The sequence below is a fragment of the Marinobacterium marinum genome (assembly GCF_013868415.1).
Taxonomy (GTDB): Bacteria; Pseudomonadota; Gammaproteobacteria; order Pseudomonadales; family Balneatricaceae; genus Marinobacterium; species Marinobacterium marinum.
Map to the genome: position 1 here is coordinate 48728 of NZ_JACEMT010000032.1, position 23507 is coordinate 72234.

The window sequence follows — 23507 nt, forward strand, 5'->3', positions numbered from 1 at the left end:
GGGGCATTTGGTTGACATCTGACACTGGGGCATGAATAATGTCGCGTCTAATTTTTCGGCATTACAGCGCCGTAATCTGATCAACTTAATTATTGAAGGAGCCGGATCGTGGCTAATTCCGCAGGATCCAAAAAACGCGCTCGTCAGGCGGAGAAGCGTCGTCAGCACAACGCTAGCCTGCGCTCCATGGCGCGCACGTACATCAAAAAAGTAATCGCTGCCATCAACAGCGGTAACCAGGAAGCTGCTCAGGAAGCGTTCAAGGTCGCTCAGCCGATCATGGACAGCTCCGTCAACAAGGGCATTTTCCACAAGAACAAGATCGCTCGCACCAAGAGCCGTCTGAACGCTCGCATCAAGGCAATGGCTGCCTAAGCCTGACCCCTGAGCAAGCGAATAAAAAAACCGGCCTTGGCCGGTTTTTTTGTATCCATCCATCGCAGAAGGCGTCAGGCCAGCACCAGGTTGTCCCGGTGCACCAACTCTTCCTCCCCCATGAAACCCAACAATGACTCGATTTCGCCGCTCGAACGACCGATAATCAGACCCGCATCCTCGGCGCCGTAATTGGCCAGTCCACGCGCCACTACACGCCCGGCCTCGTCCATCATCATCACCATTTCACCACGGGAGAAATCACCACTCACCGAGCGCACACCCGCCGGCAACAGACTCTTGCCGCGTTCAACCAATGCTACGACCGCACCCGCATCCAACACCAGCGTGCCACGCGCCTGCAGGTGACCGGCAATCCACTGTTTGCGTGCCGCCATCGGCTCCCGCTCCGGCAACAGCAGTGTTCCGACCGGCTCGGCCGCATGCAGTTTCAACAAGATATCCGGCTCGCGCCCACTGGCAATCACGGTCACCGCACCCGAGCGCGCCGCCAGCTTGGCCGCACGCACCTTGGTTGCCATGCCGCCACGCCCCAGCTTGCCGCCTCCGCCCGCCATGGCTTCCAGACGACCATCCCCGGCCATCGCTTCGCCAATCAGCTCCGCATCAGGATTACTGCGCGGGTCGGCGGTATACAGACCCTGCTGGTCAGTCAGCAGAATCAGCGTATCCGCTTCGACCGCATTGGCCACCAGAGCCCCCAGGGTGTCGTTGTCGCCAAAACGGATCTCACTGGTAACAACGGTGTCGTTTTCATTAACGACCGCTACTACGCCCAGCTCGATCAGGGTACGCAAAGTGGCGCGGGCATTGAGGTAACGCTTGCGGTTGGACATGTCGTCATGGGTCAGCAGCACCTGTGCCGTATGCATGCCGTGACGGCGGAAGTTGGTTTCATAGGCCTGCACCAGCCCCATCTGCCCCACGGCAGCTGCAGCCTGCAGGCGATACACCTCGGGCGGTCGCTCCGACCAGCCCAGGCGCGTCATACCTTCTGCCACCGAGCCGGACGATACCAGCACCACTTCCACACCACGCCGGGTCAGTTCAACCAGCTGATCAACCCAGCCAGCTATCGCAATCTGATCCAGCCCCTGACCATCATTGGTCAGCAACGCACTGCCTATTTTGACAACCCAACGCCCCGACCGGGCCAAGCTCTTCCGTCCCGCTGTCACCTTGCCATTACTCCGTCAGCGCACATACTCCACTTCGACGTCGTAATCATCGTCATCGAAGTCATCATCATCCAGATCATCTTCCGCCTCGCGACGGGCCCGCATCTCGGCACGCAGACGCTGCAAATTCTCCCGCGCCTCTTCGTCGATCAGCGCACGAATGCGGCGCTCCTCGTCCAGCAGCTCAGGATTTTCCGCCACAGCTTCGGCACGCGCATCCAGGAACGTCTGCAGATCATGCACCAGTGGCGTCAAGCCCGTCTTATTCAGTGCCGACACCTGATACACAGGCCCCTCCCAGGACAGCGCATCAATCACTGCCTGGCATGCCGCATTCTGCTCTTCTTCCGGCAGCATATCCAGCTTGTTCAACACCAGCCAGCGCGGCTGATCAGCCAGCGTGGCGCTGAATTTTTCCAGCTCTCGTACAGCTGTCAGCGCCGCCTCGGCGGGCGTCACATCATCCCAGGGCGCCATATCGACCAAGTGCAGCAGCACGCGATTACGCGCCAGGTGCTTCAGGAAGCGAATCCCCAGCCCGGCACCTTCGGCCGCACCTTCAATGATGCCCGGAATATCCGCCACCACAAAGCTGCGATGCGCCTCGGTTCTGACCACCCCCAAATTCGGTACCAGGGTGGTAAACGGATAATCGGCCACTTTCGGTCGAGCCGCCGAGACGGCGCGAATCAGGGTCGACTTGCCGGCATTGGGCAACCCCAGCAGGCCCACATCGGCCAACACCTTCAGCTCCAGACGCAGATTGCGCAGCTCGCCAGGACTACCCTTGGTGGTCTGACGCGGCGTACGGTTCACACTGCTCTTAAAGCGCGTATTACCCAAACCGTGCCACCCGCCCTGCGCAATCTTTTCGCGCTGACCGATAGTTGTCAGATCCGCCAGGATTTCATCGGTATCCACATCCACAACCGTCGTACCCACGGGCACTTTCAGCACCAGATCTTCACCCTTGGCGCCGGTACAATTGCGACTGCTGCCACCTTCCCCGTTCTGGGCGTTGTAACGCCGCGTAAAACGGTAGTCGATCAGTGTATTCAGGGATTCGTCGGCCTCGATGAAGATGGAACCGCCATCACCACCGTCACCGCCATCCGGGCCACCCTTCGGAATGAACTTTTCACGCCGGAAGCTCAGACAGCCGTTACCGCCCTTGCCAGCTTCCACCGTAATGGTCGCCTCATCGACAAATTTCATCTTTACCTCCAACTCTTGGTCATTCCGGGTGCGCCCTCAGCATACACCCTTCGACCGGACCCAGGCAGACAAGTTGCCATCATCCGGGTTTACAACGAAAAAAGCTCCGCCTGGGCGGAGCTTTTTAACGCAATCATCCTTCACTGCTTATGCAGGAACGACGCTCACGTATTTACGATTGTTCGGACCCTTGGTCTCGAACTTCACAACACCGTCAGCAGTCGCGAACAGAGTGTGGTCCTTGCCCAGGCCAACGTTAGTGCCAGCGTGGAATTTGGTGCCGCGCTGACGAATCAGGATGTTGCCTGCTGCAACAGCCTGGCCGCCGAAGCGCTTAACGCCGAGGCGTTTCGATTCCGAGTCGCGGCCGTTACGCGTTGAACCACCAGCCTTCTTATGAGCCATTCTTCAATCTCCTAATTCGGTTACTCAGGCACTGATGCCAGTAATTTTGACTTCAGTGAACCACTGACGGTGGCCCTGACGCTTCATGTGGTGCTTACGACGACGGAACTTGATGATGTTGACCTTTTCGCCACGGCCATGAGCCACGACTTCGGCAGCCACTTTGGCACCATCTACAACCGGCGCACCCACTTTGATGTCATCGCCATTGCCGACCAGCAGAACGCGGTCGAACTCGATGCTGGAACCCGCGTCAGCGGCCAGTTTTTCCAGCTTCAGTGTCTGTCCTTCCTGCACACGGTACTGCTTACCGCCGCTTACGATTACTGCAAACATGCTTTTCTCCAAGGTTTAACCTGCCCGGCTACTGGATACGAAACCTACTTCTAATGGCCGAAAACCGGAGGCTTTCTGGCACCCTATGGTAGGGAGCGTCGGTGGACAGGTTTAAGGCGCGGGATTTTACTCCATTTCACCCCAGCTCCGCAAGCAAAACAGCCCGTTTTACCGACATTTGCCGCTAATCCGGGGCTAACTCCCAGCGCCCGACTTGACACTCCTCGGGCCGCCACCTAGCATGCGGCGGGTGTTCAGTCCATATACAGAACCCCATCATGCAGCCACACCAGCTAAACCCGGCGATCGAGCCGCAGTTTGATGCCGTTACCGATTACATTCTCAACCACCTGGGCTCCAATGTGCCCCTGGTGGAAAAGATCGGCCACTACATCGTCTCCGGCGGCGGCAAGCGCCTGCGCCCCCTACTGGTCCTGTTAAGCGCCAATGCCTGTGGCTACCAGGGCGAGCAACACATTCCGCTGGCCGCCGTGATCGAGTTTATCCACACGGCCACACTGCTGCATGACGACGTTGTCGACAACTCCGATTTGCGCCGTGGCAACGCCACCGCCAATGCCAAATGGGGCAATGCACCCAGCGTACTGGTCGGCGACTTCCTGCACTCCCGCTCTTTCCAGCTGATGGTGGACATCGGTCGCCTGGAGATCATGCAAGTCATTTCCAACGCCACCACTATCATCGCCGAAGGCGAGGTGATGCAGCTGCTCAACCAGCGCAATCCGGACACCACCGAAGACGCCTACATGCAGGTGATTCTCGGCAAAACTGCCATGCTGTTCGAAGCCGCTACCGAAGTGGGAGCCATTCTGGCCGACGCGCCTCCTGCCGAACAGGAAGCGCTGCGCCTGTACGGTCGCCACCTGGGCATCGCCTTCCAGATTGTCGACGACCTGATGGACTATCTGTCCGACAGTGAGACCATGGGCAAGAATGTGGGCGATGACTTGGCCGAAGGCAAGGCCACCCTGCCGCTGATCCATGCCATGCGCGTAGGCAGCGAAGAAGAACGCAAACTGATTCGCCACGCGATCCGCGAAGGCGGTCTGGACGATCTACAACCGGTACTGGCCATTGTCCAGAGCACCGGTGCCATCGACTACACCCGCGACAAGGCTCGCGGCGAGCTGGACAAGGCCATTCAGGCGCTGGACGCTCTGCCTTCCAGTTCCTTCCGTGACACCCTGATCACGTTGGCGGAACGTGCGCTGGAACGCACCAGCTGATCAAAGCGTCACCATAAACGGCTACTGGCGCGTGAGGTGATAAACGACCTCGCGCCGCGCCGCGCCCGTATCGGCCTGATCCAGGCGCACCACCGTAAAGGCCGGCTCAAACAGCTGCCGCACTTCAGCCTCGGTTACCGAAAACGGCGGCCCTTCTCCCCCCGGAAACTCCAGCGCAACCAGCAACATCTCGACTCCGGATAATAGCTCCTGCCGCAAGTGCGCCGCATAGGCACGCCGCAACTCGGGCGGCAGAGCAATCAGCGCGGCGCGATCATATACCGCCGCTACGTCACCCCAATGCTCCCGCCCCAAGGCAAAAAAGTCCGCGCTCCACAGTTTGATACCGTCCCGCTCTCGAGTATGCCCCTCGGGCACCGCAACCGGCGTGATCTGTACGCCATGCTCGACAAAGAAATCGCGACAGGCCAGATCGCTGAGTTCAACCCCGACCACCCCATGCCCCTGTTCGCGCAGCCAGAGCATATCGCTCGATTTGCCACACAGCGGCACCAGCACCGACGTGTCACCGGGCACCCCCAGACGTGACCAGTACTGCTGCAGCCAAGGATTGATGGCGGCCTGATGGAAGCCTATCTGCCCGTCCTGCCAACGGGCATGCCAGAATGCATGCTCCATACCTGTTCTCCCGCTTTGACTCAGTTGATGAGCAAATTACCTGACACAGCTCGTGCCTGAAAGGCCGCAAACCGGTATAATCGCCGAAATATTGATGAAATGCCTCTGGATATACGGTTTCTTATGACACGACCTTCCTCATTTGAACGCGACGAGCTGCTGCAATGCGGCCACGGCGAAATGTTCGGCCCGGGCAACGCCCAACTGCCGGTCGGCAACATGCTGATGCTGGATCGCATCATCAACATCAACACCGACGGTGGTCAGTTTGGCAAGGGCGAAATCATTGCTGAACTGGATATCCGTCCCGATCTCTGGTTCTTCGACTGCCACTTCCCCGGTGATCCGGTGATGCCCGGCTGTCTGGGCCTGGACGCCATGTGGCAGCTGGTCGGCTTCTTCCTGGGCTGGCGCGGCAACGAAGGTCGCGGACGCGCCCTGGGTTCCGGCGAAGTGAAGTTTACCGGCCAGGTACTGCCCTCTGCCAGCAAGGTGACCTATCACATCGAGCTCAAGCGCGTCATTGAGCGCAAGCTGGTGATGGGCATCGCCGACGGCTCCCTGGCTGTTGACGGTCGCGTGATTTATACCGCCAAGGATTTGCGCGTTGGCCTGTTCAAGCAGACCGATAATTTTTGATCCTGAACTTCAGGTTCATCGAACTGCCTTATAATAAGACTGTACTTTAGTTGATAGATTTAAAGAGAGGCTACACATGCGACGCGTCGTAGTGACCGGTATGGGAATCGTATCCTGCCTGGGTAACGACCTGGAAACAGTTCTGGACTCACTGAAGCAGGGCCGCTCCGGTATCAAGTTTCAACCGGAATACAAAGAACTCGGCTTCCGCAGCCAGGTGGCCGGCAGCATCGATATCGACCTGGATGCCCAGATCGACCGCAAGCTGCGTCGCTTCATGGGCAATGCGTCCGCCTACGCCTACCTGGCCATGAAACAGGCGATCGAGGATTCAGGCCTGCCCGAAGATCAGGTTTCCAACGTCCGTACCGGCCTGATTGCCGGTTCCGGCGGTGCCTCTTCCGCCGATATTGTGGAAACGGCCGATATTCTGCGCGAAAAGGGCGTGCGCCGTGTGGGCCCCTATCGCGTCACACGCACCATGGGATCAACCGTATCCGCCTGTCTGGCCACGCCGTTCAAAATCAAGGGCGTAAACTACTCCATCACCTCGGCCTGCGCCACCAGTGCACACTGTATCGGTAACGCCATGGAGCAGATCCAGCTGGGCAAACAGGATGTGGTTTTTGCCGGTGGCGGCGAGGAACTGCACTGGTCCCTGAGTGTCATGTTCGACGCCATGGGAGCCCTGTCCAGCAAATACAACGAAACACCGGAGAAAGCTTCCCGCGCCTACGATGCCAACCGTGACGGCTTCGTCATCGCCGGCGGTGCCGGCATGCTGGTTCTGGAAGAGCTGGAACATGCCAAGGCACGTGGCGCCAAGATCTACGCCGAACTGGTGGGCTACGGTGCCACATCCGACGGCTACGACATGGTGGCCCCGTCCGGCGAAGGTGCGGTACGCTGCATGCAGCAGGCGATGTCGACCGTCGATGGTTCCATCGACTACATCAACTCGCACGGCACCTCGACTCCGGCCGGTGACATCCAGGAACTGAAAGCGATGAAGCAGACCTTTGGCGACGATATGCCGCCAGTCAGCTCGACCAAGTCGCTGACCGGACACTCGCTGGGTGCTACCGGCGTACAGGAAGCGATCTACTCGCTGCTGATGATGCACAACAACTTCATCTGTGCATCGGCCAACATCGAAGAACTCGATGCGGAAGCGGAAGGCATGCCGGTCGTCACCGAACGCATGGACAATGTCGAGCTGAATCGCGTCATGTCCAACAGCTTCGGCTTTGGTGGAACCAACTCCACACTGGTGCTGGAAAAGTACACCGACTGAAGCACGGCTCGAGCTGTGATCAAGCATAAAAAAACCGCTCATTGAGCGGTTTTTTTGTATTCGGTTGCCAGCGTAACGATCAGCCCAGACTGCCCTGGTCACGCATAGTCTGCTGCAACCAGGACGTTGCCGTCTCATGCACCTCTTCCACTGTTTTGCCACCGGTATCAATAGCCGGCCCTATCGCCACTTCAACAGTACCCGGGTACTTGATGAACGATTTCCCTGGCCAGTATAGACCCGCATTATGTGCTACTGGGATCATGGGAACTTCACTGCTGACGGCCAGCATCGCTCCACCCTTGTTCCATTTACCCCATTCACCGGCCGGAACCCGCGTCCCCTGCGGAAAGATCAGCAGCGGAATGCCATCGGCCAGACGTGCCTTGCCCTGTTCCAGCAGCTGCTTGAGCGCACCACGGCGCTTGCTGCGATCCAGTGCGATCGGCCTCAACAGCGCCAGCGCCCAGCCAAACAGGGGAATGCGCAACAGCTCGCGCTTGAGCACAACCGCCTGCGGCCGTACCAGTATCTGAAAATACAGCGTTTCCCATTCACTCTGGTGATTCGCAATCACCACATAGCTGCCATCCTTTGGCAGATGTTCGCGCCCACTGACCCGGACCTTCACCCCACAGCAAATGCGCAACCAGATAATATAAAAATAGTTGATCAGCGTGAGAAACTTGAACCGGGCCCGAAACGGCAACAGAGGACCGACGATCAAACACAGCGTTGAAAACACCAGGGTCACGGGATAAAACCCGGCGTAATACATCAGGGAACGCAGAAACAGCAAAGGTGTTGCCTTGTAATTTTTTTTCACATCAGGCTCCCGCAACCGGGGCAGAAAATTCCCGTCGATTCATGACAGCTCCTGTTCGGCCTGCTTCTGATTCAGGACCGGATTGGCATACATCTGCTGCAGAAACGGTCGCGCTTCCACATCCACCTCCGCCAGACGGGCCTCGAACGCCTGCTGTTGCGAGTCACTGACCGCTTCCCCTGCCGCCGCCAAATTAGTCGGATGCAGACGATAGTTCAGGTGGATCTGACGATCAATTTCGGCTGCCAGCTGCTCCGGCGTTTCGAACTCACCCTCCAGCGGCGTGCCAAAAGCCACATGTACCGCCCCCTTGTCTCCGGTAATACCCCGCACGATGCTATTAATGTCCTCGAACTCCGACTTCTCATAGCTGCCGTTCATGGCCACCGCCGCCAGCTCCTGCGCCTTCAGCGCATCGCAGGGATCCCATTCGTAGGAAATGGATACCGGCACGATATTCAAACGCGCCACCATCTCGTTCAGAGAACGCTGCTTGCGATGCGACATGTACAGCATTTTCATCAACGCCGCATCCGTACGGTCATTGCCATCCTTGGCCCGCCCCTCCCGCTGGGCAATCCAGACAGAGTTGCCTTCGACGACACTGTGGTCGATATACGCCGATAGCTGGGTCAGCGCCGTCATCATTTCACGTCCCTTGGCGGAACGATTCACGATAAAACTTTTATTCAGGCGCATCAGGTCTGAAACGTAGGGCTTGCTCAACAGGTTGTCACCGATCGCAATCCGTACCGTTGACATGCCGCCCTGATAACGCACCCAGTTCACGAATGCGGGGTCCATGGCGATATCACGATGGTTGGACACAAACAGGTAAGACTCGCCGGCTTCCAGCCGCTCCAGTCCCGAGCAGCTCACACGCGTGGTTGTGCGGGAGATCATTTTCTGCATGTAGTTGGCCACCATCATCTGGAAGCCATTAACATTTTCAATATCACCCACCCGTGCCGCCACGGCTATACGCACCATCGGCTTCAGCAGCCAGCCCAAAGGCCCAAAGGCACGTGGAAATTGGTAGCGAGTCAGTGCCGAAATGCACTCGTCATCCCGAATCAGGCGCTGAAGTACCGCCTCAACTTCGGAGTCACGATAGGGGCGAATCGACTGGAATGGATCTGTGGCCTGTTTGTCTGCGTTCATGCGCGCGCTAACGTCTCTGGCTGCTCAAAAGCGCGTATTTTACCCTGTTACGGGCTTTTTTTGCAGTCGCTCACGCCTCTCCATCCACATCCGGCAATGGCATTTGGCCACTCAAGATTCAAAAGCCCCCTCGGGCCCGTTATAGTGCGCCTAGACATGATCCATTGCATCGGGTGGCCTCGTCGGGCCACACCTTCCAATACCGGTTAAGGGGATAGATTAAATTGGACACCTACATCATGCTGAAGCACACCCACCTGACCATGGTGGGTCTTAGCATTACGCTGTTTCTGATTCGAGGCCTGTGCATGTATGCCTGGCCCGGAGCACTCAAGGCTCGCTGGCTCAAGATCACGCCCCATGTGATCGATACGCTGCTGCTGCTCAGCGCCATTGGCCTGATGGTAACCCTGTCCCAGTATCCGCTGACACACCATTGGCTCACAGCCAAGGTATTGGGACTGCTGGCCTATATCGGTTTCGGTATCGTTGCGCTCAAGCGGGGACGCAACCTGCGCATCCGTAGTCTGGCCTTTCTGGCCGCACTGGCCAGTGTCGGCTATGTGCTGGCGGTTGCCATTACGCGCTCCCCTCTGCCGGGATTCTGAGCAGCGCAAGCACGGCGGGTCTTCAGGACTCGCCGTACAGTTCGCGAATGACCCGCTGCAACTCCACACGCCAGGGCCGCTGACGCACGCCGAATGTCGACAGCAGCTTGCGGCATTTGAGTACCGATGAAGCCGGTCGCTCGGCCAAAGGATGCAGATCGGCCGTCGATACCGCACGAATGGAAGTCACTTTCAGTTCCTCAAACTGGCGCACGGCCGCCAGTATCGCCTCACTGAAACCGTACCTGGTGGTTATTTCGGCACCGCAGTAATGGTAGGTTCCCCACACTTCAATCCCACAGGCCAGCTGACGCAGAATGGCCAGCACCACACGCGCCACATCATCGGCCGATGTGGGACAACCACGGCGGTCATCCGCTGCTTCCAGCACGCTGTCCTGACGCGCCTGCTCCAGCGTCCGCAACAGGAAATTATGCCCCCGGCCACTGAATATCCAGCTGACCCGCAAAATCAGATGCTGCGGTTGCAGCTGACGCACCCTTTCCTCACCTTCCCATTTACTGCGGCCAAAGCGACAAGGCGGTGAAGGCTCGTCATCTTCACTGTAGCCACTGGCATAGTGACCATCAAATACATAATCGGACGAAAGGTGCAGCAGGGGAATACTCAATTCTGCACAGGCACTCGCCAACAGCCCCGGTCCGTCCCGGTTCACCGCCAGCGCCTGATCGACCTGGCGTTCGGCAGCATCCACACGATTGAAACCGGCACAGTTGACGACATAATCGGGCAGATGCTTATCCAGCTGTCGGCGAATGTCGTCTTTCGAGGTAATATCCAGCTGACGCCGGTTCAGGGCCACCGGCTCAATGCCCGGGGTCTTTTCAAGCAATTCGGCAAGAGCATGCCCGACCTGACCGGCGGCCCCGATGATAAGCACTTTGACTGATAGAGTGTACGCGCTGGCGATCATACTGACTTGAACTCGAAAGTGGCGCTACAGGCTTTAAACGGATGTAAGGATTGTTTTGAGCATACCCTATTCATGTACGCTACACACCCGCTGCAGTGCAAAAAAATTGCCTTCGCCCTGTCTGACCAGAACAGACAAGCGACTCTGGAACGGACGCCTCGATGCACTCGCTTCCGCCATCCTGGAAGCCCGAGATCAAAAAGCTGAAAGCCCCGAAAAACGGGGCTCTCAATAGTCAACGGGAGGCTGTTTTTTGCCGGGGAGCCTGCCCGTCAGAAGGGGATGTCATCATCAAAGTCGTCAAAGCCCGGCGCGGGCTGAGATGCCTGAGGCGCCTGCTGGGGGGCAGACTGCTGAGGCTGCTGCGGCGGCTGACGGCGCGGGGCCTGCTGCTGCGGCTGTCCATATCCCATGGAATCGCCCTGAGGCGCATAACCACCCGAATCACCACCACCACGACTATCGAGCATCTGCATTTCACTGGCGACGATTTCAGTCGTGTAACGGTCCTGACCGTCCTGTCCCTGCCATTTGCGAGTACGCAGAGCACCTTCCACATACACCTTGGAACCCTTGCGCAGATATTCACCCGCGATTTCGGCCAGACGGTTGAAGAACACGATCCGGTGCCACTCGGTACGTTCCTGCATCTGGCCCGTCTGCTTGTCCTTCCAGCTGTCACTGGTGGCCAGTGTCACGTTGGTCACCGCATTGCCGTTGGGCATGTAGCGCACCTCGGGATCGCCCCCCAGATTGCCGACAAGAATTACCTTGTTAATACCACGTGCCATCTCGTTCTCCCCCCGTTTTCAATTTGCGTGCCAGCAGCATCCTGCCGCTGTATCCAGACGCTCAGAATAGCATACCGCCGGTTGTGATAGTAAGGCCGTTCGATACACCCGACAGGATCAATGCAGCCGCGGTTCAGCCCCCGAGAGCAAAGCTCTATAATGGTCCTTTTGCCAGCGGACAGCGGAGCAACAATGGACAAGATTCTGGTACGGGGTGCTCGCACCCACAACCTGAAGAATGTAGACCTCGACATCCCTCGCGACCAACTGATCGTGATCACCGGATTGTCCGGCTCGGGCAAGTCATCCCTTGCCTTTGATACGCTCTATGCCGAGGGACAGCGGCGCTACGTGGAGTCACTCTCCACCTATGCCCGCCAGTTTCTGTCCATGATGGAAAAGCCTGATGTAGACCATATCGAAGGCCTGTCACCGGCCATCTCCATCGAACAAAAGTCCACTTCACATAACCCGCGCTCGACCGTGGGGACCATTACCGAAATTTACGACTACCTGCGCCTGCTGTTCGCTCGAGCCGGCGAGCCTCGCTGCCCCGAACACAACCTGCCACTCGCTGCACAGACCGTCAGCCAAATGGTTGACCAGGTTCTGGCCCTGCCGGAAGGCAGCAAGGTGATGCTGTTGGCACCGGTTGTACAAGGCCGCAAGGGTGAACACTTGCACGTTCTAAATCAGTTGCGTACCCAGGGTTTCGTGCGCGCCCGCATTGATGGCCTGGTTGTGGACCTGGATGATGCTCCCGCACTGGACAAGAATCGCAAGCACGACATCGAAGTGGTGATCGACCGCATCAAGGTCCGTGATGACCTGCAAACACGTCTGGCCGAATCCTTTGAAACCGCTCTGGAACTGGCTGACGGTATTGCCAAGGTCGCCCCCATGGAAGACGGTCTCGACGAGCTGGTGTTTTCCGCCCGCTTTGCCTGCCCAGCCTGCGGTCACAGTATTCAGGAGCTGGAGCCTCGCCTGTTCTCGTTCAACAATCCGCACGGCGCCTGTCCCTCCTGCGACGGCCTCGGCGTACGCCAGTATTTCGATCCGCGCAAGCTGGTCCAGGACCCTTCTCTGCCCCTGGCACAGGGAGCCATTCGCGGCTGGGACAAGCGCAGTCTCTACTACTACCAGCAATTGCAGGCCGTCGCCGATCATTACGGCTTCAACCTGGATACGCCGTTTGAACAATTGTCGGAACAACATCGCCACCTCATTCTTGACGGCACCGGCAACGAAGAGGTCGCGTTTTTTTACCGCAACGATCGCGGCGACCGCGTCCAGAAGCTGCACCCTTTTGAGGGGGTCCTCAACAACCTGGAACGCCGCTACCGGGAAACCGAATCCGACAGCGTACGGGAAGATCTGGCCAAGTACCTCAATATGCAGCCCTGCCCATCCTGCCATGGCAGCCGCCTGCGTCGTGATGCTCGCCATGTCTATATCGACGAACAGACCCTGCCCGAAATCGTCTGCCTGCCCATTGGCCAGGCGCAGCACTACTTCCAGCATCTGCAGCTCAGCGGCAAGCAGGGTGAAATTGCCGACAAGATTCTCAAGGAAATTCGCGACCGTCTGACCTTTCTCGTCAACGTCGGGCTGGACTACCTGTCGCTGGAACGCAGTGCCGAAACCCTGTCCGGCGGCGAAGCCCAGCGCATCCGTCTGGCCAGCCAGATCGGTGCCGGACTGGTGGGCGTCATGTATGTACTGGACGAGCCCTCTATCGGACTGCATCAGCGCGATAACGAACGCCTGCTGCAAACCCTCAAGCATCTGCGTGATCTGGGCAACACCGTTATAGTCGTCGAACATGATGAGGATGCGATCCGCATGGCCGACTACCTGATTGATATCGGCCCCGGCGCCGGCGTACATGGTGGACAGGTCATTGCTGCAGGTACGCCCGATACCATCATGACAACTTCCGAGTCCATTACCGGGCAGTACCTGAGTGGCACACGTCGCATCGAAGTGCCTCGTGAACGCAAACCGGCCGTGCCCGAGCAGACACTGAAGCTGACAGGTGCCCGTGGCAACAATCTCAAAGGCGTCGACCTGGAAATTCCGGTGGGCCTGCTGACCTGTATTACCGGTGTGTCAGGCTCAGGCAAATCGACCCTGATCAACAACACGCTGTACCCGGTTGCAGCCACAGAGCTGAACCATGCCACCACGCTGGATGCGGCACCCCATGATCGCATCGAAGGACTCGACCTGTTCGATAAGGTGATCGATATTGACCAAAGCCCGATCGGGCGTACACCCCGTTCCAACCCGGCGACCTACACCGGCATTTTCACGCCGATCCGCGAACTTTTTTCCGGCACCAAGGAAGCCCGCTCACGCGGTTATAAACCGGGACGTTTCAGCTTCAACGTCAAGGGCGGGCGCTGTGAAGCCTGCCAGGGCGACGGCGTGATCAAGGTGGAAATGCACTTCCTGCCCGATGTCTATGTCCCCTGCGATATCTGCAAGGGCAAACGCTACAACCGGGAAACTCTGGAAGTGACCTACAAGGGCAAAAGCATAGATGAAGTACTGGAAATGACCGTGGAAGATGCGCGCGAGTTCTTTGACGTGATTCCGGCCCTGGCCCGTCGCCTGCAGACGCTGATTGACGTTGGCCTGAGCTATATCCGACTCGGCCAGGCTGCAACCACCCTTTCCGGTGGCGAGGCACAGCGTGTCAAACTGGCGCGCGAGCTGAGCAAGCGTGATACCGGCAAGACTCTGTATATCCTCGACGAACCCACAACCGGCCTGCATTTCTACGATATTCAGCAACTGCTCAACGTGCTGGACCGACTGCGCGACCACGGCAATACCATCGTGGTAATCGAGCACAACCTGGACGTGATCAAGACCGCCGACTGGATTGTCGACCTGGGCCCTGAGGGCGGCAGCGGGGGTGGTCAGATCATCGCAACCGGAACGCCCGAGCAGGTTGCGGCACAGGAAGGTTCACATACGGGACGCTTCCTCAAACCCTTGCTGAACTGAACGTCACATTCGGGTGCCCGACCGGGTACCCGAGCGCTTCTCTGAGTTATCCACAGACACAAAAAAACCCGGACCTGACGGACCGGGTTTTTAAATGCTGTGCGGTAGTGATTAATCTTCAGCAGATTCTTCAACTACAGCCTGGCCAGCCGGGCGATCAACCAGCTCAACGTAAGCCATGGGTGCTTTGTCGCCTGCGCGGTAGCCGCATTTCATAATGCGAACGTAACCACCCGGACGAGTCGCGTAACGCGGGCCCAGTTCGTTGAACAGTTTACCAACAGCTTCGTTGCTGCGGGTACGGGAGAACGCAAGACGACGGTTAGCAACCGAGTCGGTCTTGGCCAGAGTGATCAGCGGCTCAGCAAAGCGGCGCAGTTCTTTTGCTTTAGGCAGAGTGGTCTTGATCAGTTCGTGCTCGAACAGAGACACCGCCATATTCTTGAACATCGCTTTGCGGTGAGCACTTGTACGATTCAAGTGTCGACCAGATTTACGATGGCGCATTTTCTAAATCCTTTGTAACTAGGGTTACGAAGTCAGACTCAAGAGGCAACCTTGTCATCGCCCTTCAGGCTGGCCGGCGGCCAGTTTTCCAGACGCATGCCAAGCGACAGACCTTTGGATGCCAGCACATCCTTAATCTCGGTCAGTGACTTCTTGCCCAAGTTAGGAGTCTTCAGCAGTTCTACTTCGGTACGCTGGATAAGATCACCAATGTAGTAGATCTGCTCTGCTTTCAGACAGTTTGCGGAACGTACAGTCAGCTCCAGGTCATCGACCGGACGCAGAAGAACAGGATCAATTTCCGGTTCATTCGGTTCAGCGCGGGTCTGTTCGCCAGCATCTTCAAGATCGACAAACACAACCAGCTGCTGCTGCAGAATGGTCGCCGCCCGACGGATGCACTCTTCGGGATCGATCGTGCCGTTAGACTCGATATCGATCACCAGCTTATCCAGGTCGGTGCGCTGTTCCACACGTGCGCTTTCAACAGCATAGGACACGCGCAGAACAGGGCTGTAGCTGGCATCCAGCTGCAGACGCCCAATGGCACGAGTTTCGTCTTCATCGCTCACACGTGCATCAGCCGGCACATAGCCGCGTCCACGCGTCACACGCAGCTGCATGTTCAGCGAATGACCCGGGTTGAGGTGCGCAATCACATGCTCCGGGTTGGCAACCTCAACGTCCTGATTCAGCTGGATATCACCAGCCGTCACCGGACCAGCCTCTGACTTGGAGAGAGTCAGGAGCGCTTCTTCACCGTTATGCAGAGCAATCGCAACACCTTTCAGGTTCAGCAGGATCTCAATGACATCCTCCTGAACACCTTCGATGCTGCTGTACTCGTGCAGTACACCTTCAATCTCAACTTCCGAAATTGCACAACCCGGCATGGAAGAGAGCAGGATACGGCGCAGCGCATTGCCCAGAGTATGGCCGAACCCTCGCTCAAGCGGCTCAAGAGTCACTTTAGCTCGGGTTTTGCTAATCTCCTGCACGTCGATATGACGTGGGTATAGAAACTCGTTTACTGAACGCTGCATAGTTCCACCAGTCAAGAGTTCAAAATTACTTCGAGTAGAGCTCGACAATCAGGTGCTCGTTGATGTCGGCAGACAGATCGCTACGCTCAGGCAGGGACTTGAAAGTACCTTCCATTTTCGCAGCATCCACTTCCACCCACTCAACCGGGGCACGCTGAGCAGCCAGTTCCAGTGCATGTTTGATACGCAACTGGTTTTTGGCTTTTTCACGAACTGCTACTACATCGCCAGCCTGTACCTGGTAGGAAGGAATATTCACAACCTGACCGTTGACAGTGATCTGACGGTGCGAGACAACCTGACGTGCTTCAGCACGGGTAGAACCATAACCCATGCGGTATACAACGTTGTCCAGACGGCCTTCCAGCAGCTGGAGCAGGTTTTCACCGGTTGCACCCTTACGGCGTGCAGCCTCTTTGTAGTAACCACGGAACTGACGTTCCAGCACACCGTAGATACGACGTACTTTCTGTTTTTCACGCAGCTGCAGACCGTATTCAGACAGACGACCGCGACGGGCGCCGTGAACACCAGGTACTGTTTCTGCTTTGCACTTGCTATCAAGCGCGCGGACACCACTCTTCAGGAAGAGATCGGTGCCTTCACGACGGGACAGCTTGCACTTAGGTCCAAGATAACGAGCCATATTACCGTCTCCAGATTAAACGCGACGCTTCTTCGGCGGACGACAACCGTTGTGCGGAATCGGTGTCACATCCGTGATATTTGTGATTTTATAACCACAGCCGTTCAGGGCACGAACAGCGGATTCACGACCCGGTCCCGGGCCCTTCACAAACACGTCGAGGTTTTTCAGACCGTATTCCAGAGCTGCCTGACCGGCACGCTCGGCCGCAACCTGAGCTGCGAACGGAGTGCTCTTACGGGAACCACGGAAGCCGGAGCCACCTGCAGTCGCCCAGCTCAGAGCATTACCCTGGCGATCGGTAATAGTGATGATAGTGTTGTTAAAAGAGGCGTGGATGTGCGCGAGGCCATCCGCAACCTGCTTCCTAACCTTTTTACGTGTGCGATTACCTGGCTTAGCCATATTCGGAAATTCCTATCGCTTACTTACGGATCGGCTTGCGCGGTCCTTTACGGGTACGCGCATTCGTTTTGCTGCGCTGACCACGCACCGGCAGATTACGACGGTGACGCAGGCCGCGGTAGCAACCGAGGTCCATAAGACGCTTGATGTTCATGTTGACTTCACGGCGCAGATCGCCCTCTACAGTCAACTTGGCAACTTCACCACGAACATTATCGAGCTGCTCTTCAGACAGTTCTGCGATCTTGGTGCTCGGTGCAATACCGGTAGCTTCACAGATCTGTTTGGCAGTCGTGCGGCCAATCCCGAAAATGTAAGTCAGAGAAATTACCGCATGCTTATTGTCAGGAATATTGACGCCAGCTATACGGGCCATTCAATGTACTCCATATTTAGTGTTCTGGGAGATGCTCACCAGAACCAATCATTCTTTAGTTCGTGGAAGGCGCGCAATGATATACCCTGATCAAAAATAAATCAAGGCTGCGCGCTTCCACTCCCGGCCAGCTGTGGATTAACCCTGGCGCTGCTTGTGTCGGGGTTCCACTTTGCAGATCACGCGCACGGAACCGTTGCGGCGTACGATCTTGCAGTTACGGCAAATCTTTTTAACAGATGCACGTACTTTCATGATCCACCTCGTTAGGCTTAACGCAGTAGCCCTGCGCCGCCTTTAAGATTCGATTTTTTCATCAGGGACTCGTACTGGTGCGACATCAGGTGTGATTGCACCTGCGCCATGAAGTCCATCACCACAACTACCACGATCAGCAATGAAGTACCGCCGAAGTAGAAAGGCACGTTCCACGCCACCACCAGGAACTGGGGCATCAGTGAAACAGCCGTGATGTAAAGCGCACCGAACAGGGTCAGACGACTCAGCACGGAGTCAATATACCGTGCAGACTGATCACCAGGACGGATCCCCGGAATAAAGGCACCTGATTTTTTCAGGTTATCTGCCACGTCACGCGGATTGAAAACAATAGCCGTGTAGAAGTAGCAGAAAAATACGATCGCAGTAGCGAACAGCAAAATGTACAGCGGTTGCCCCGGCCCCAGAGCCAATGCCACATCCTGCAACCACTCCATGCCTTCAGACTGGCCAAACCACTGACCAATTGAAGCCGGGAACAGCAGAATGCTGGACGCGAAGATCGGCGGAATAACACCCGCCATATTGACCTTCAACGGCAGATGACTGGACTGAGCCGCATATACACGACGCCCCTGCTGACGTTTTGCATAGTTGATGGTAATGCGACGCTGGCCGCGCTCCATGAACACTACAAAACCGACAGTGGCGATTGCCAAAACCGCAATGGCCAGCAGCGCCAGGATATTCAAATCACCCTGACGTGCCGCTTCAAAGGACTGACCGATCGCACCGGGCAGACCGGCCACAATACCAGCGAAGATCAGAATGGAGATCCCGTTGCCGATGCCATGCTCGGTGATCTGCTCACCCAACCACATCAGGAAAACAGCACCTGCCACCAGAGTTACCACAGCCACAAAGTAGAAGCTGAAGTCAGCCATGAAGGCAACTCCCTGGTTCGCCAGCCCGACCGCCATACCGAACGCCTGCAGGGTCGCCAAAACGACCGTACCATAGCGGGTATATTGACTGATCTTGCGCCGACCTGCTTCACCTTCCTTTTTCAACTGCTCCAGCTGAGGGCTCACGACGGTCATCAACTGCATAATGATAGAGGCAGAGATATAGGGCATGATACCCAGTGCCAGGATCGACATACGCTCCAGAGCACCACCCGAAAACATGTTGAACAGACTGAGAATTGTTCCCTGGTTCTGATCAAACAGCGCGGCAAGGCGATCAGGGTTGATACCCGGAACCGGGATATGTGCCCCGATACGGTAAACAATGATCGCAATCAGAACGAACCTGAGACGAGCCCAAAGCTCTTTCAGTCCGCTCTGCATGCCTGCTGGTATTTGTCCTTGTTTAGCCATTTACGCCTCGACTTTGCCGCCAGCAGCCTCGATCGCAGCCTGTGCACCTTTGGTCACTTTCAGACCTTTAACGGTGACTGCCTTGTTGATCTCGCCAGACAGAATTACACGTGCAGATTTGATCTCTTCACGAATAATATCAGCCTGTTTCAGCGCAGCCAGGTCGACAACGTCAACACCGGCAGTAGCCAGTTCGTTCAAACGAATTTCAGCTACATAGCGCGCCTGACGGGATGTGAAACCAAACTTGGGCAGACGACGCTGAATCGGCATCTGACCGCCTTCAAAACCCGGTTTTACACTACCGCCAGAGCGGGATTTCTGACCCTTGTGACCACGGCCACAAGTTTTACCCAGACCGGAGCCGATACCACGACCGACACGCTTGGGAGCGTGCTTGGAACCAGCGCCCGGGCGCAGAGTATTCAAACGCATTGGGTGACTCCTCTTACTCGCCTTCTACACGAACCATGTAGTTGACTTTGTTGATCATGCCACGCACTGCCGGAGTATCTTCCAGCTCAACGGTGTGACCGATGCGACGCAGACCCAGACCCTTGACAGTCTGGATGTGCTTGGGCAGACGACCGATGGTGCTGCGTACCAGGGTAACCTTGATAGAGTTAGCCATGGATTAACCCTCCAGGATGTCTTCTACGGTTTTGCCACGCTTGGCTGCAATGTCTTCCGGAGCAGACATCTGCTTCAGACCATTGACAGTTGCACGCACCACGTTCACCGGGTTGGTAGAGCCGTAGCACTTGGCCAGTACGTTATGCACACCAGCCAGTTCCAGTACCGCACGCATCGCACCACCGGCGATAACACCTGTACCTTCGGAAGCCGGCTGCATGAATACGCGGGAAGCACCGTGACGGGCTTTCACCGGGTACTGCAGAGTATGACCGTTCAGCTGTACGCTAACCATGTTGCGACGAGCCTGCTCCATCGCCTTCTGGATAGCGACCGGTACTTCGCGTGCCTTACCACGACCGAAGCCAACGCGACCATTGCCGTCACCGACGACTGTCAGCGCTGTAAAACCGAAGATACGACCGCCTTTTACCACTTTTGCTACGCGGTTTACCTGAACCAGCTTCTCTTGCAGTTCACCGTCTTTCTGTTCGTGATTTGCCATAATAGAAACCTTTAGAATTCCAGGCCGCCTTCGCGAGCAGCATCAGCAAGAGCTGCAACACGACCGTGGTATTTAAAACCGGAGCGGTCAAACGCTACCTTGGATACGCCGGCTTCTTTAGCACGGCTGGCAATCAGAGCACCCACTTTCTTGGCTGCTTCGATATTCCCGGTAGCACCTTCACGCAGATCCTTTTCTACTGTAGAGGCAGAAGCCAGAACCTGGCTGCCATCAGCAGAGATAACCTGCGCGTAAATGTGACGCGGAGAACGGTTCACGCAAAGGCGAACAACGCTCTGCTCACGCATCTGCATGCGCGAACGACGCGCACGACGAATACGAGCTTGTTTTTTAACGTTCATGACCCTGCCTTACTTCTTCTTAGCCTCTTTACGGCGTACATATTCATCAGCATAACGAACACCTTTGCCCTTGTAAGGCTCAGGCGGACGGAATGCGCGAATTTCTGCAGCCACCTGACCAACACTCTGCTTGTCAGCACCGCTGACAATGATAGTGGTGTTGTTAGGAGTCTCGGCAGATACACCTTCGGGCAGTTCGTAATCGATCGGGTGAGAGAAGCCCAGCGTCAGGTTCAGGACCTTGCCTTTAGCCTGTGCGCGGTAACCAACACCCAGCAGTGTCAGGGTTTTGGTAAAACCTTCACTTACACCAACCACCATGTTGTTGACCAGTGCACGTGTTGTACCAGCCAGGGCATTCGACTGCTTGGCACCATCACGCGGAGCAAATTCCAGACGACCATCAGCCTGTTCCATTGCAACAGACGGATGCAGGTCCAGCTTCAACTCGCCGTTCTTGCCTTTGACAGCCAGTGCCTGACCAGCCAGTTTAACTTCTACACCTGCCGGTACAACTACGGGTTTCTTCGCAATTCGTGACATTGGAATACCTCTTAGAAGACCGTGCAGATGACTTCACCACCGATGCCTGCCTTGCGAGCAGAGCGATCAGTCATGACGCCTTTGCTGGTAGAGATGATAGCGATGCCCAGGCCATCTGCCACTTTCGGCAGTTCCGTTGCGTTCTTGTAGATACGCAGAGACGGACGGCTTACGCGCTTGATCTCTTCAATAACCGGCTTGCCTTCGAAGTACTTCAGTTCGACAGACAGAACAGGTTTCACATCACCTTCAACAGAGAAGTCGGCGATGTAGCCTTCGTCCTTCAGCACAGTTGCAATTGCAACTTTCTGCTTGGAAGACGGCATGGCAACATGGGCTTTTTCAGCCATGTGTCCGTTGCGGATACGGGTAAACATATCCGCGAGGGTGTCTTGCATACTCATGCTATTAACGTCCTCTTAAGTGCAGCGCAGTGCGGTAGCAGGCGAATGCCTGCCCTGACCACCGTGCTTACCATTTGCAAGCTTACCAGCTTGCCTTCTTCAGGCCCGGAACATCACCGCGCATTGCTGCTTCACGCAGCTGGTTACGGCACAGACCGAACTTGCGGTAAACCGCATGCGGACGTCCAGTAACCTGACAGCGGCGCTGTTTGCGCACCGGGCTAGCGTCACGCGGCAATTTCTGCAGCGCAACCTGTGCATCCCAAACCTCATCTTCAGAGCTGTTCGGGCTTGCGATAATTGCCTTGAGCTGAGCACGCTTGCCTGCATATTTTGCAGACAGCTTTTCACGCTTCAGCTCGCGATTGACCATGGAAACCTTAGCCATTATTCAACCCTTCTTATTTCTTGAACGGGAACTGCAGAGCGGTCAGCAGAGCACGACCTTCGTCGTTGTTCTTCGCGGTGGTGGTGATGGTAATATCCAGACCACGCAGTTTATCGACCTTGTCGTAATCGATTTCCGGGAAGATGATCTGCTCTTTCACGCCCATGCTGTAGTTGCCACGGCCATCGAAAGATTTCGGGTTCAGACCACGGAAGTCACGGATACGCGGGATAGAAATATCTACCAGGCGATCCAGGAATTCCCACATCTGCTGTCCACGCAGTGTTACCTTGCAGCCAATCGGCCAACCTTCACGAACCTTGAAGCCCGCGATGGATTTACGTGCATTGGTAACAACCGGTTTCTGACCCGCGATAGCGGTCATGTCAGCAACTGCGTTTTCCAGCTGTTTCTTGTCGCCGAGAGCTTCACCAACACCCATGTTCAGGGTGATTTTGGTAACGCGAGGAACAGCCATGATGTTCGGGCTATTCAGCTCGTCTTTCAGCTTCAACTTCATTTCGTTTTCGTAAAGCGCTTTCAATCTTGACATTGCACCAACCTCTCTTACTTATCACCGCCGACGAGTTCGCCGGTGGACTTGAAGAAACGTGCCTTGGTGCCGTCTTCAAGCAGCTTGAAGCCTACACGATCACCCTTTCCGCTCTGCGGGTTGAAGATAGCAACATTGGAGGTCGCGATAGCCGCTTCCATCTCAACGATACCACCCTGACGACCCATCATGGGATTCGGCTTCTGGTGCTTCTTGATCATGTTGATGCCAGAAACGATCAGACGATCGTCCTGCAGCACGCGCATAACCTTACCGCGCTTGCCTTTGTCTTTACCTGCGATAACGATGACTTCATCGTCGCGACGAATTTTACGCATTATATTACCTTGTCGTTTCCTGCTACCCTCTCATGCTCAAAAACGCCATGCCCTGTCGGGAATGGCGTTTTTTCATAAGAACAGTTTCAAAATAAAACCGTCTTACAGCACTTCAGGCGCCAGGGAAATGATCTTCATGAACTTCTCGTTACGAAGTTCACGCGTTACCGGCCCGAAGATACGAGTTCCGATCGGAGCGTCGTTGGCGTTCAAAAGAACCGCTGAATTGGTATCAAAGCGGATCAATGAACCGTCAGGACGACGAACACCCTTACGGGTACGTACTACGACAGCCTTAAGAACCTGGCCTTTCTTCACCTTACCGCGCGGAATTGCTTCTTTGACAGTCACCTTAATGATGTCGCCAACAGAAGCATAGCGGCGGTGAGAGCCACCCAGGACCTTAATACACTGCACACGCTTGGCGCCGCTGTTGTCAGCAACATCAAGCATCGTTTCAGTCTGAATCATGGTCTACTCCACAAACTGTATATACCATCACCGCAACCGCTCAATACAGCC

General features: G+C 56.3%; 32 protein-coding genes. 6 read left to right on the plus strand and 26 right to left on the minus strand.

Going from position 1 to position 23507, the window contains the following annotated elements:
• Positions 1-108: 108 nt before the first annotated feature.
• Positions 109-375 (plus strand): 30S ribosomal protein S20, encoded by a 267-nt coding sequence (gene rpsT, locus H1S06_RS01905; protein ID WP_181736649.1) that lies wholly within the window; start codon positions 109-111, stop codon positions 373-375.
• A 74-nt stretch (positions 376-449) separates the two neighbouring features.
• Here rpsT and proB read toward each other — a convergent pair whose 3' ends face one another.
• From proB to rplU, 4 genes are all read right to left on the minus strand, one after another.
• Positions 450-1574: a glutamate 5-kinase gene (gene proB / locus H1S06_RS01910; protein WP_181736651.1), complete on the minus strand. Its 1125-nt coding sequence runs from the start codon at positions 1572-1574 to the stop codon at positions 450-452.
• Positions 1575-1589: 15 nt separating this feature from the next.
• The gene (gene cgtA, locus H1S06_RS01915; protein WP_181736653.1) at positions 1590-2789 is read right to left on the minus strand and encodes an Obg family GTPase CgtA; all 1200 of its coding nucleotides are present in this window, start codon (positions 2787-2789) and stop codon (positions 1590-1592) included.
• 147 nt (positions 2790-2936) lie between these two features.
• A complete protein-coding gene (gene rpmA / locus H1S06_RS01920; protein ID WP_181736655.1) occupies positions 2937-3194 on the minus strand; it encodes a 50S ribosomal protein L27 in 258 nt (85 codons plus the stop codon).
• Positions 3195-3218: 24 nt separating this feature from the next.
• The gene (gene rplU, locus H1S06_RS01925) at positions 3219-3530 is read right to left on the minus strand and encodes a 50S ribosomal protein L21 (RefSeq protein ID WP_181736657.1); all 312 of its coding nucleotides are present in this window, start codon (positions 3528-3530) and stop codon (positions 3219-3221) included.
• A gap of 278 nt (positions 3531-3808) precedes the next feature.
• Between rplU and ispB the strand changes: the two genes are divergently transcribed.
• Positions 3809-4777: an octaprenyl diphosphate synthase gene (gene ispB, locus H1S06_RS01930; RefSeq protein ID WP_181736658.1), complete on the plus strand. Its 969-nt coding sequence runs from the start codon at positions 3809-3811 to the stop codon at positions 4775-4777.
• A gap of 21 nt (positions 4778-4798) precedes the next feature.
• On the opposite strand, the gene H1S06_RS01935 is transcribed toward ispB, so the two are convergent.
• Positions 4799-5416: a thiopurine S-methyltransferase gene (locus tag H1S06_RS01935; protein ID WP_181736660.1), complete on the minus strand. Its 618-nt coding sequence runs from the start codon at positions 5414-5416 to the stop codon at positions 4799-4801.
• Positions 5417-5539: 123 nt separating this feature from the next.
• On the opposite strand from H1S06_RS01935, the gene fabA reads away from it, so the two are divergent.
• Both fabA and fabB read left to right on the plus strand, forming a co-directional pair.
• On the plus strand, positions 5540-6055 hold the full coding sequence (fabA, locus tag H1S06_RS01940; RefSeq protein ID WP_181736662.1) for a 3-hydroxyacyl-[acyl-carrier-protein] dehydratase FabA: 516 nt from the start codon (positions 5540-5542) through the stop codon (positions 6053-6055).
• A 76-nt stretch (positions 6056-6131) separates the two neighbouring features.
• Positions 6132-7349 carry a beta-ketoacyl-ACP synthase I gene (fabB, locus tag H1S06_RS01945; RefSeq protein ID WP_181736665.1) on the plus strand — a complete coding sequence of 406 codons (1218 nt, stop codon included), beginning with the start codon at positions 6132-6134 and terminating at the stop codon, positions 7347-7349.
• A gap of 79 nt (positions 7350-7428) precedes the next feature.
• On the opposite strand, the gene H1S06_RS01950 is transcribed toward fabB, so the two are convergent.
• Positions 7429-8175 carry a lysophospholipid acyltransferase family protein gene (locus H1S06_RS01950; protein ID WP_328515298.1) on the minus strand — a complete coding sequence of 249 codons (747 nt, stop codon included), beginning with the start codon at positions 8173-8175 and terminating at the stop codon, positions 7429-7431.
• A 39-nt stretch (positions 8176-8214) separates the two neighbouring features.
• Positions 8215-9336 carry a 1-acyl-sn-glycerol-3-phosphate acyltransferase gene (locus H1S06_RS01955; protein WP_181736667.1) on the minus strand — a complete coding sequence of 374 codons (1122 nt, stop codon included), beginning with the start codon at positions 9334-9336 and terminating at the stop codon, positions 8215-8217.
• A 239-nt stretch (positions 9337-9575) separates the two neighbouring features.
• Between H1S06_RS01955 and H1S06_RS01960 the strand changes: the two genes are divergently transcribed.
• Positions 9576-9944: a SirB2 family protein gene (locus tag H1S06_RS01960; protein ID WP_255482869.1), complete on the plus strand. Its 369-nt coding sequence runs from the start codon at positions 9576-9578 to the stop codon at positions 9942-9944.
• Between the two features lie 22 nt (positions 9945-9966).
• On the opposite strand, the gene rfbD is transcribed toward H1S06_RS01960, so the two are convergent.
• Positions 9967-10845: a dTDP-4-dehydrorhamnose reductase gene (gene rfbD / locus H1S06_RS01965; RefSeq protein ID WP_328515299.1), complete on the minus strand. Its 879-nt coding sequence runs from the start codon at positions 10843-10845 to the stop codon at positions 9967-9969.
• 305 nt (positions 10846-11150) lie between these two features.
• Positions 11151-11669, minus strand: coding sequence for a single-stranded DNA-binding protein (gene ssb, locus H1S06_RS01970; RefSeq protein WP_181736673.1), 519 nt, complete (start codon positions 11667-11669; stop codon positions 11151-11153).
• 192 nt (positions 11670-11861) lie between these two features.
• Here ssb and uvrA point away from each other — a divergent pair, with 192 nt between their 5' ends.
• A complete protein-coding gene (uvrA, locus tag H1S06_RS01975; RefSeq protein ID WP_181736675.1) occupies positions 11862-14684 on the plus strand; it encodes an excinuclease ABC subunit UvrA in 2823 nt (940 codons plus the stop codon).
• Between the two features lie 111 nt (positions 14685-14795).
• Here the strand turns inward: uvrA and rplQ are convergent, their stop codons facing one another.
• The 17 genes from rplQ to rplN form a co-directional block, all read right to left on the minus strand.
• Positions 14796-15191, minus strand: a complete 396-nt coding sequence (rplQ, locus tag H1S06_RS01980; RefSeq protein WP_181736678.1) for a 50S ribosomal protein L17 — start codon at positions 15189-15191, stop codon at positions 14796-14798.
• Positions 15192-15229: 38 nt separating this feature from the next.
• Positions 15230-16234 carry a DNA-directed RNA polymerase subunit alpha gene (locus H1S06_RS01985; protein WP_181736680.1) on the minus strand — a complete coding sequence of 335 codons (1005 nt, stop codon included), beginning with the start codon at positions 16232-16234 and terminating at the stop codon, positions 15230-15232.
• 25 nt (positions 16235-16259) lie between these two features.
• The gene (gene rpsD, locus H1S06_RS01990) at positions 16260-16880 is read right to left on the minus strand and encodes a 30S ribosomal protein S4 (RefSeq protein ID WP_181736682.1); all 621 of its coding nucleotides are present in this window, start codon (positions 16878-16880) and stop codon (positions 16260-16262) included.
• Positions 16881-16895: 15 nt separating this feature from the next.
• Positions 16896-17285 (minus strand): 30S ribosomal protein S11, encoded by a 390-nt coding sequence (gene rpsK, locus H1S06_RS01995; protein WP_181736684.1) that lies wholly within the window; start codon positions 17283-17285, stop codon positions 16896-16898.
• Between the two features lie 19 nt (positions 17286-17304).
• Positions 17305-17661 carry a 30S ribosomal protein S13 gene (gene rpsM, locus H1S06_RS02000; RefSeq protein ID WP_181736687.1) on the minus strand — a complete coding sequence of 119 codons (357 nt, stop codon included), beginning with the start codon at positions 17659-17661 and terminating at the stop codon, positions 17305-17307.
• A 138-nt stretch (positions 17662-17799) separates the two neighbouring features.
• Positions 17800-17916, minus strand: coding sequence for a 50S ribosomal protein L36 (gene rpmJ, locus H1S06_RS02005; RefSeq protein ID WP_007021200.1), 117 nt, complete (start codon positions 17914-17916; stop codon positions 17800-17802).
• A 17-nt stretch (positions 17917-17933) separates the two neighbouring features.
• A complete protein-coding gene (gene secY, locus H1S06_RS02010) occupies positions 17934-19259 on the minus strand; it encodes a preprotein translocase subunit SecY (protein ID WP_181736689.1) in 1326 nt (441 codons plus the stop codon).
• Positions 19260-19694 carry a 50S ribosomal protein L15 gene (gene rplO / locus H1S06_RS02015; protein WP_181736691.1) on the minus strand — a complete coding sequence of 145 codons (435 nt, stop codon included), beginning with the start codon at positions 19692-19694 and terminating at the stop codon, positions 19260-19262. It abuts the gene before it with no gap.
• Between the two features lie 13 nt (positions 19695-19707).
• Positions 19708-19890 (minus strand): 50S ribosomal protein L30, encoded by a 183-nt coding sequence (gene rpmD, locus H1S06_RS02020; protein ID WP_181736693.1) that lies wholly within the window; start codon positions 19888-19890, stop codon positions 19708-19710.
• Between the two features lie 3 nt (positions 19891-19893).
• On the minus strand, positions 19894-20397 hold the full coding sequence (gene rpsE / locus H1S06_RS02025) for a 30S ribosomal protein S5 (protein WP_181736695.1): 504 nt from the start codon (positions 20395-20397) through the stop codon (positions 19894-19896).
• Between the two features lie 11 nt (positions 20398-20408).
• Positions 20409-20759 (minus strand): 50S ribosomal protein L18, encoded by a 351-nt coding sequence (gene rplR, locus H1S06_RS02030; protein ID WP_181736697.1) that lies wholly within the window; start codon positions 20757-20759, stop codon positions 20409-20411.
• A gap of 9 nt (positions 20760-20768) precedes the next feature.
• Positions 20769-21302: a 50S ribosomal protein L6 gene (rplF, locus tag H1S06_RS02035; protein ID WP_181736699.1), complete on the minus strand. Its 534-nt coding sequence runs from the start codon at positions 21300-21302 to the stop codon at positions 20769-20771.
• 11 nt (positions 21303-21313) lie between these two features.
• Positions 21314-21706: a 30S ribosomal protein S8 gene (gene rpsH / locus H1S06_RS02040; protein ID WP_181736701.1), complete on the minus strand. Its 393-nt coding sequence runs from the start codon at positions 21704-21706 to the stop codon at positions 21314-21316.
• A gap of 82 nt (positions 21707-21788) precedes the next feature.
• Positions 21789-22094 carry a 30S ribosomal protein S14 gene (gene rpsN / locus H1S06_RS02045; RefSeq protein WP_181736703.1) on the minus strand — a complete coding sequence of 102 codons (306 nt, stop codon included), beginning with the start codon at positions 22092-22094 and terminating at the stop codon, positions 21789-21791.
• A gap of 13 nt (positions 22095-22107) precedes the next feature.
• Positions 22108-22647, minus strand: a complete 540-nt coding sequence (gene rplE / locus H1S06_RS02050) for a 50S ribosomal protein L5 (protein ID WP_181736706.1) — start codon at positions 22645-22647, stop codon at positions 22108-22110.
• 14 nt (positions 22648-22661) lie between these two features.
• Complete coding sequence (rplX, locus tag H1S06_RS02055; RefSeq protein ID WP_181736708.1) at positions 22662-22985, minus strand: 50S ribosomal protein L24; 324 nt, start codon at positions 22983-22985, stop codon at positions 22662-22664.
• Positions 22986-23087: 102 nt separating this feature from the next.
• The gene (rplN, locus tag H1S06_RS02060) at positions 23088-23456 is read right to left on the minus strand and encodes a 50S ribosomal protein L14 (protein WP_181736710.1); all 369 of its coding nucleotides are present in this window, start codon (positions 23454-23456) and stop codon (positions 23088-23090) included.
• Positions 23457-23507 lie beyond the last annotated feature (51 nt).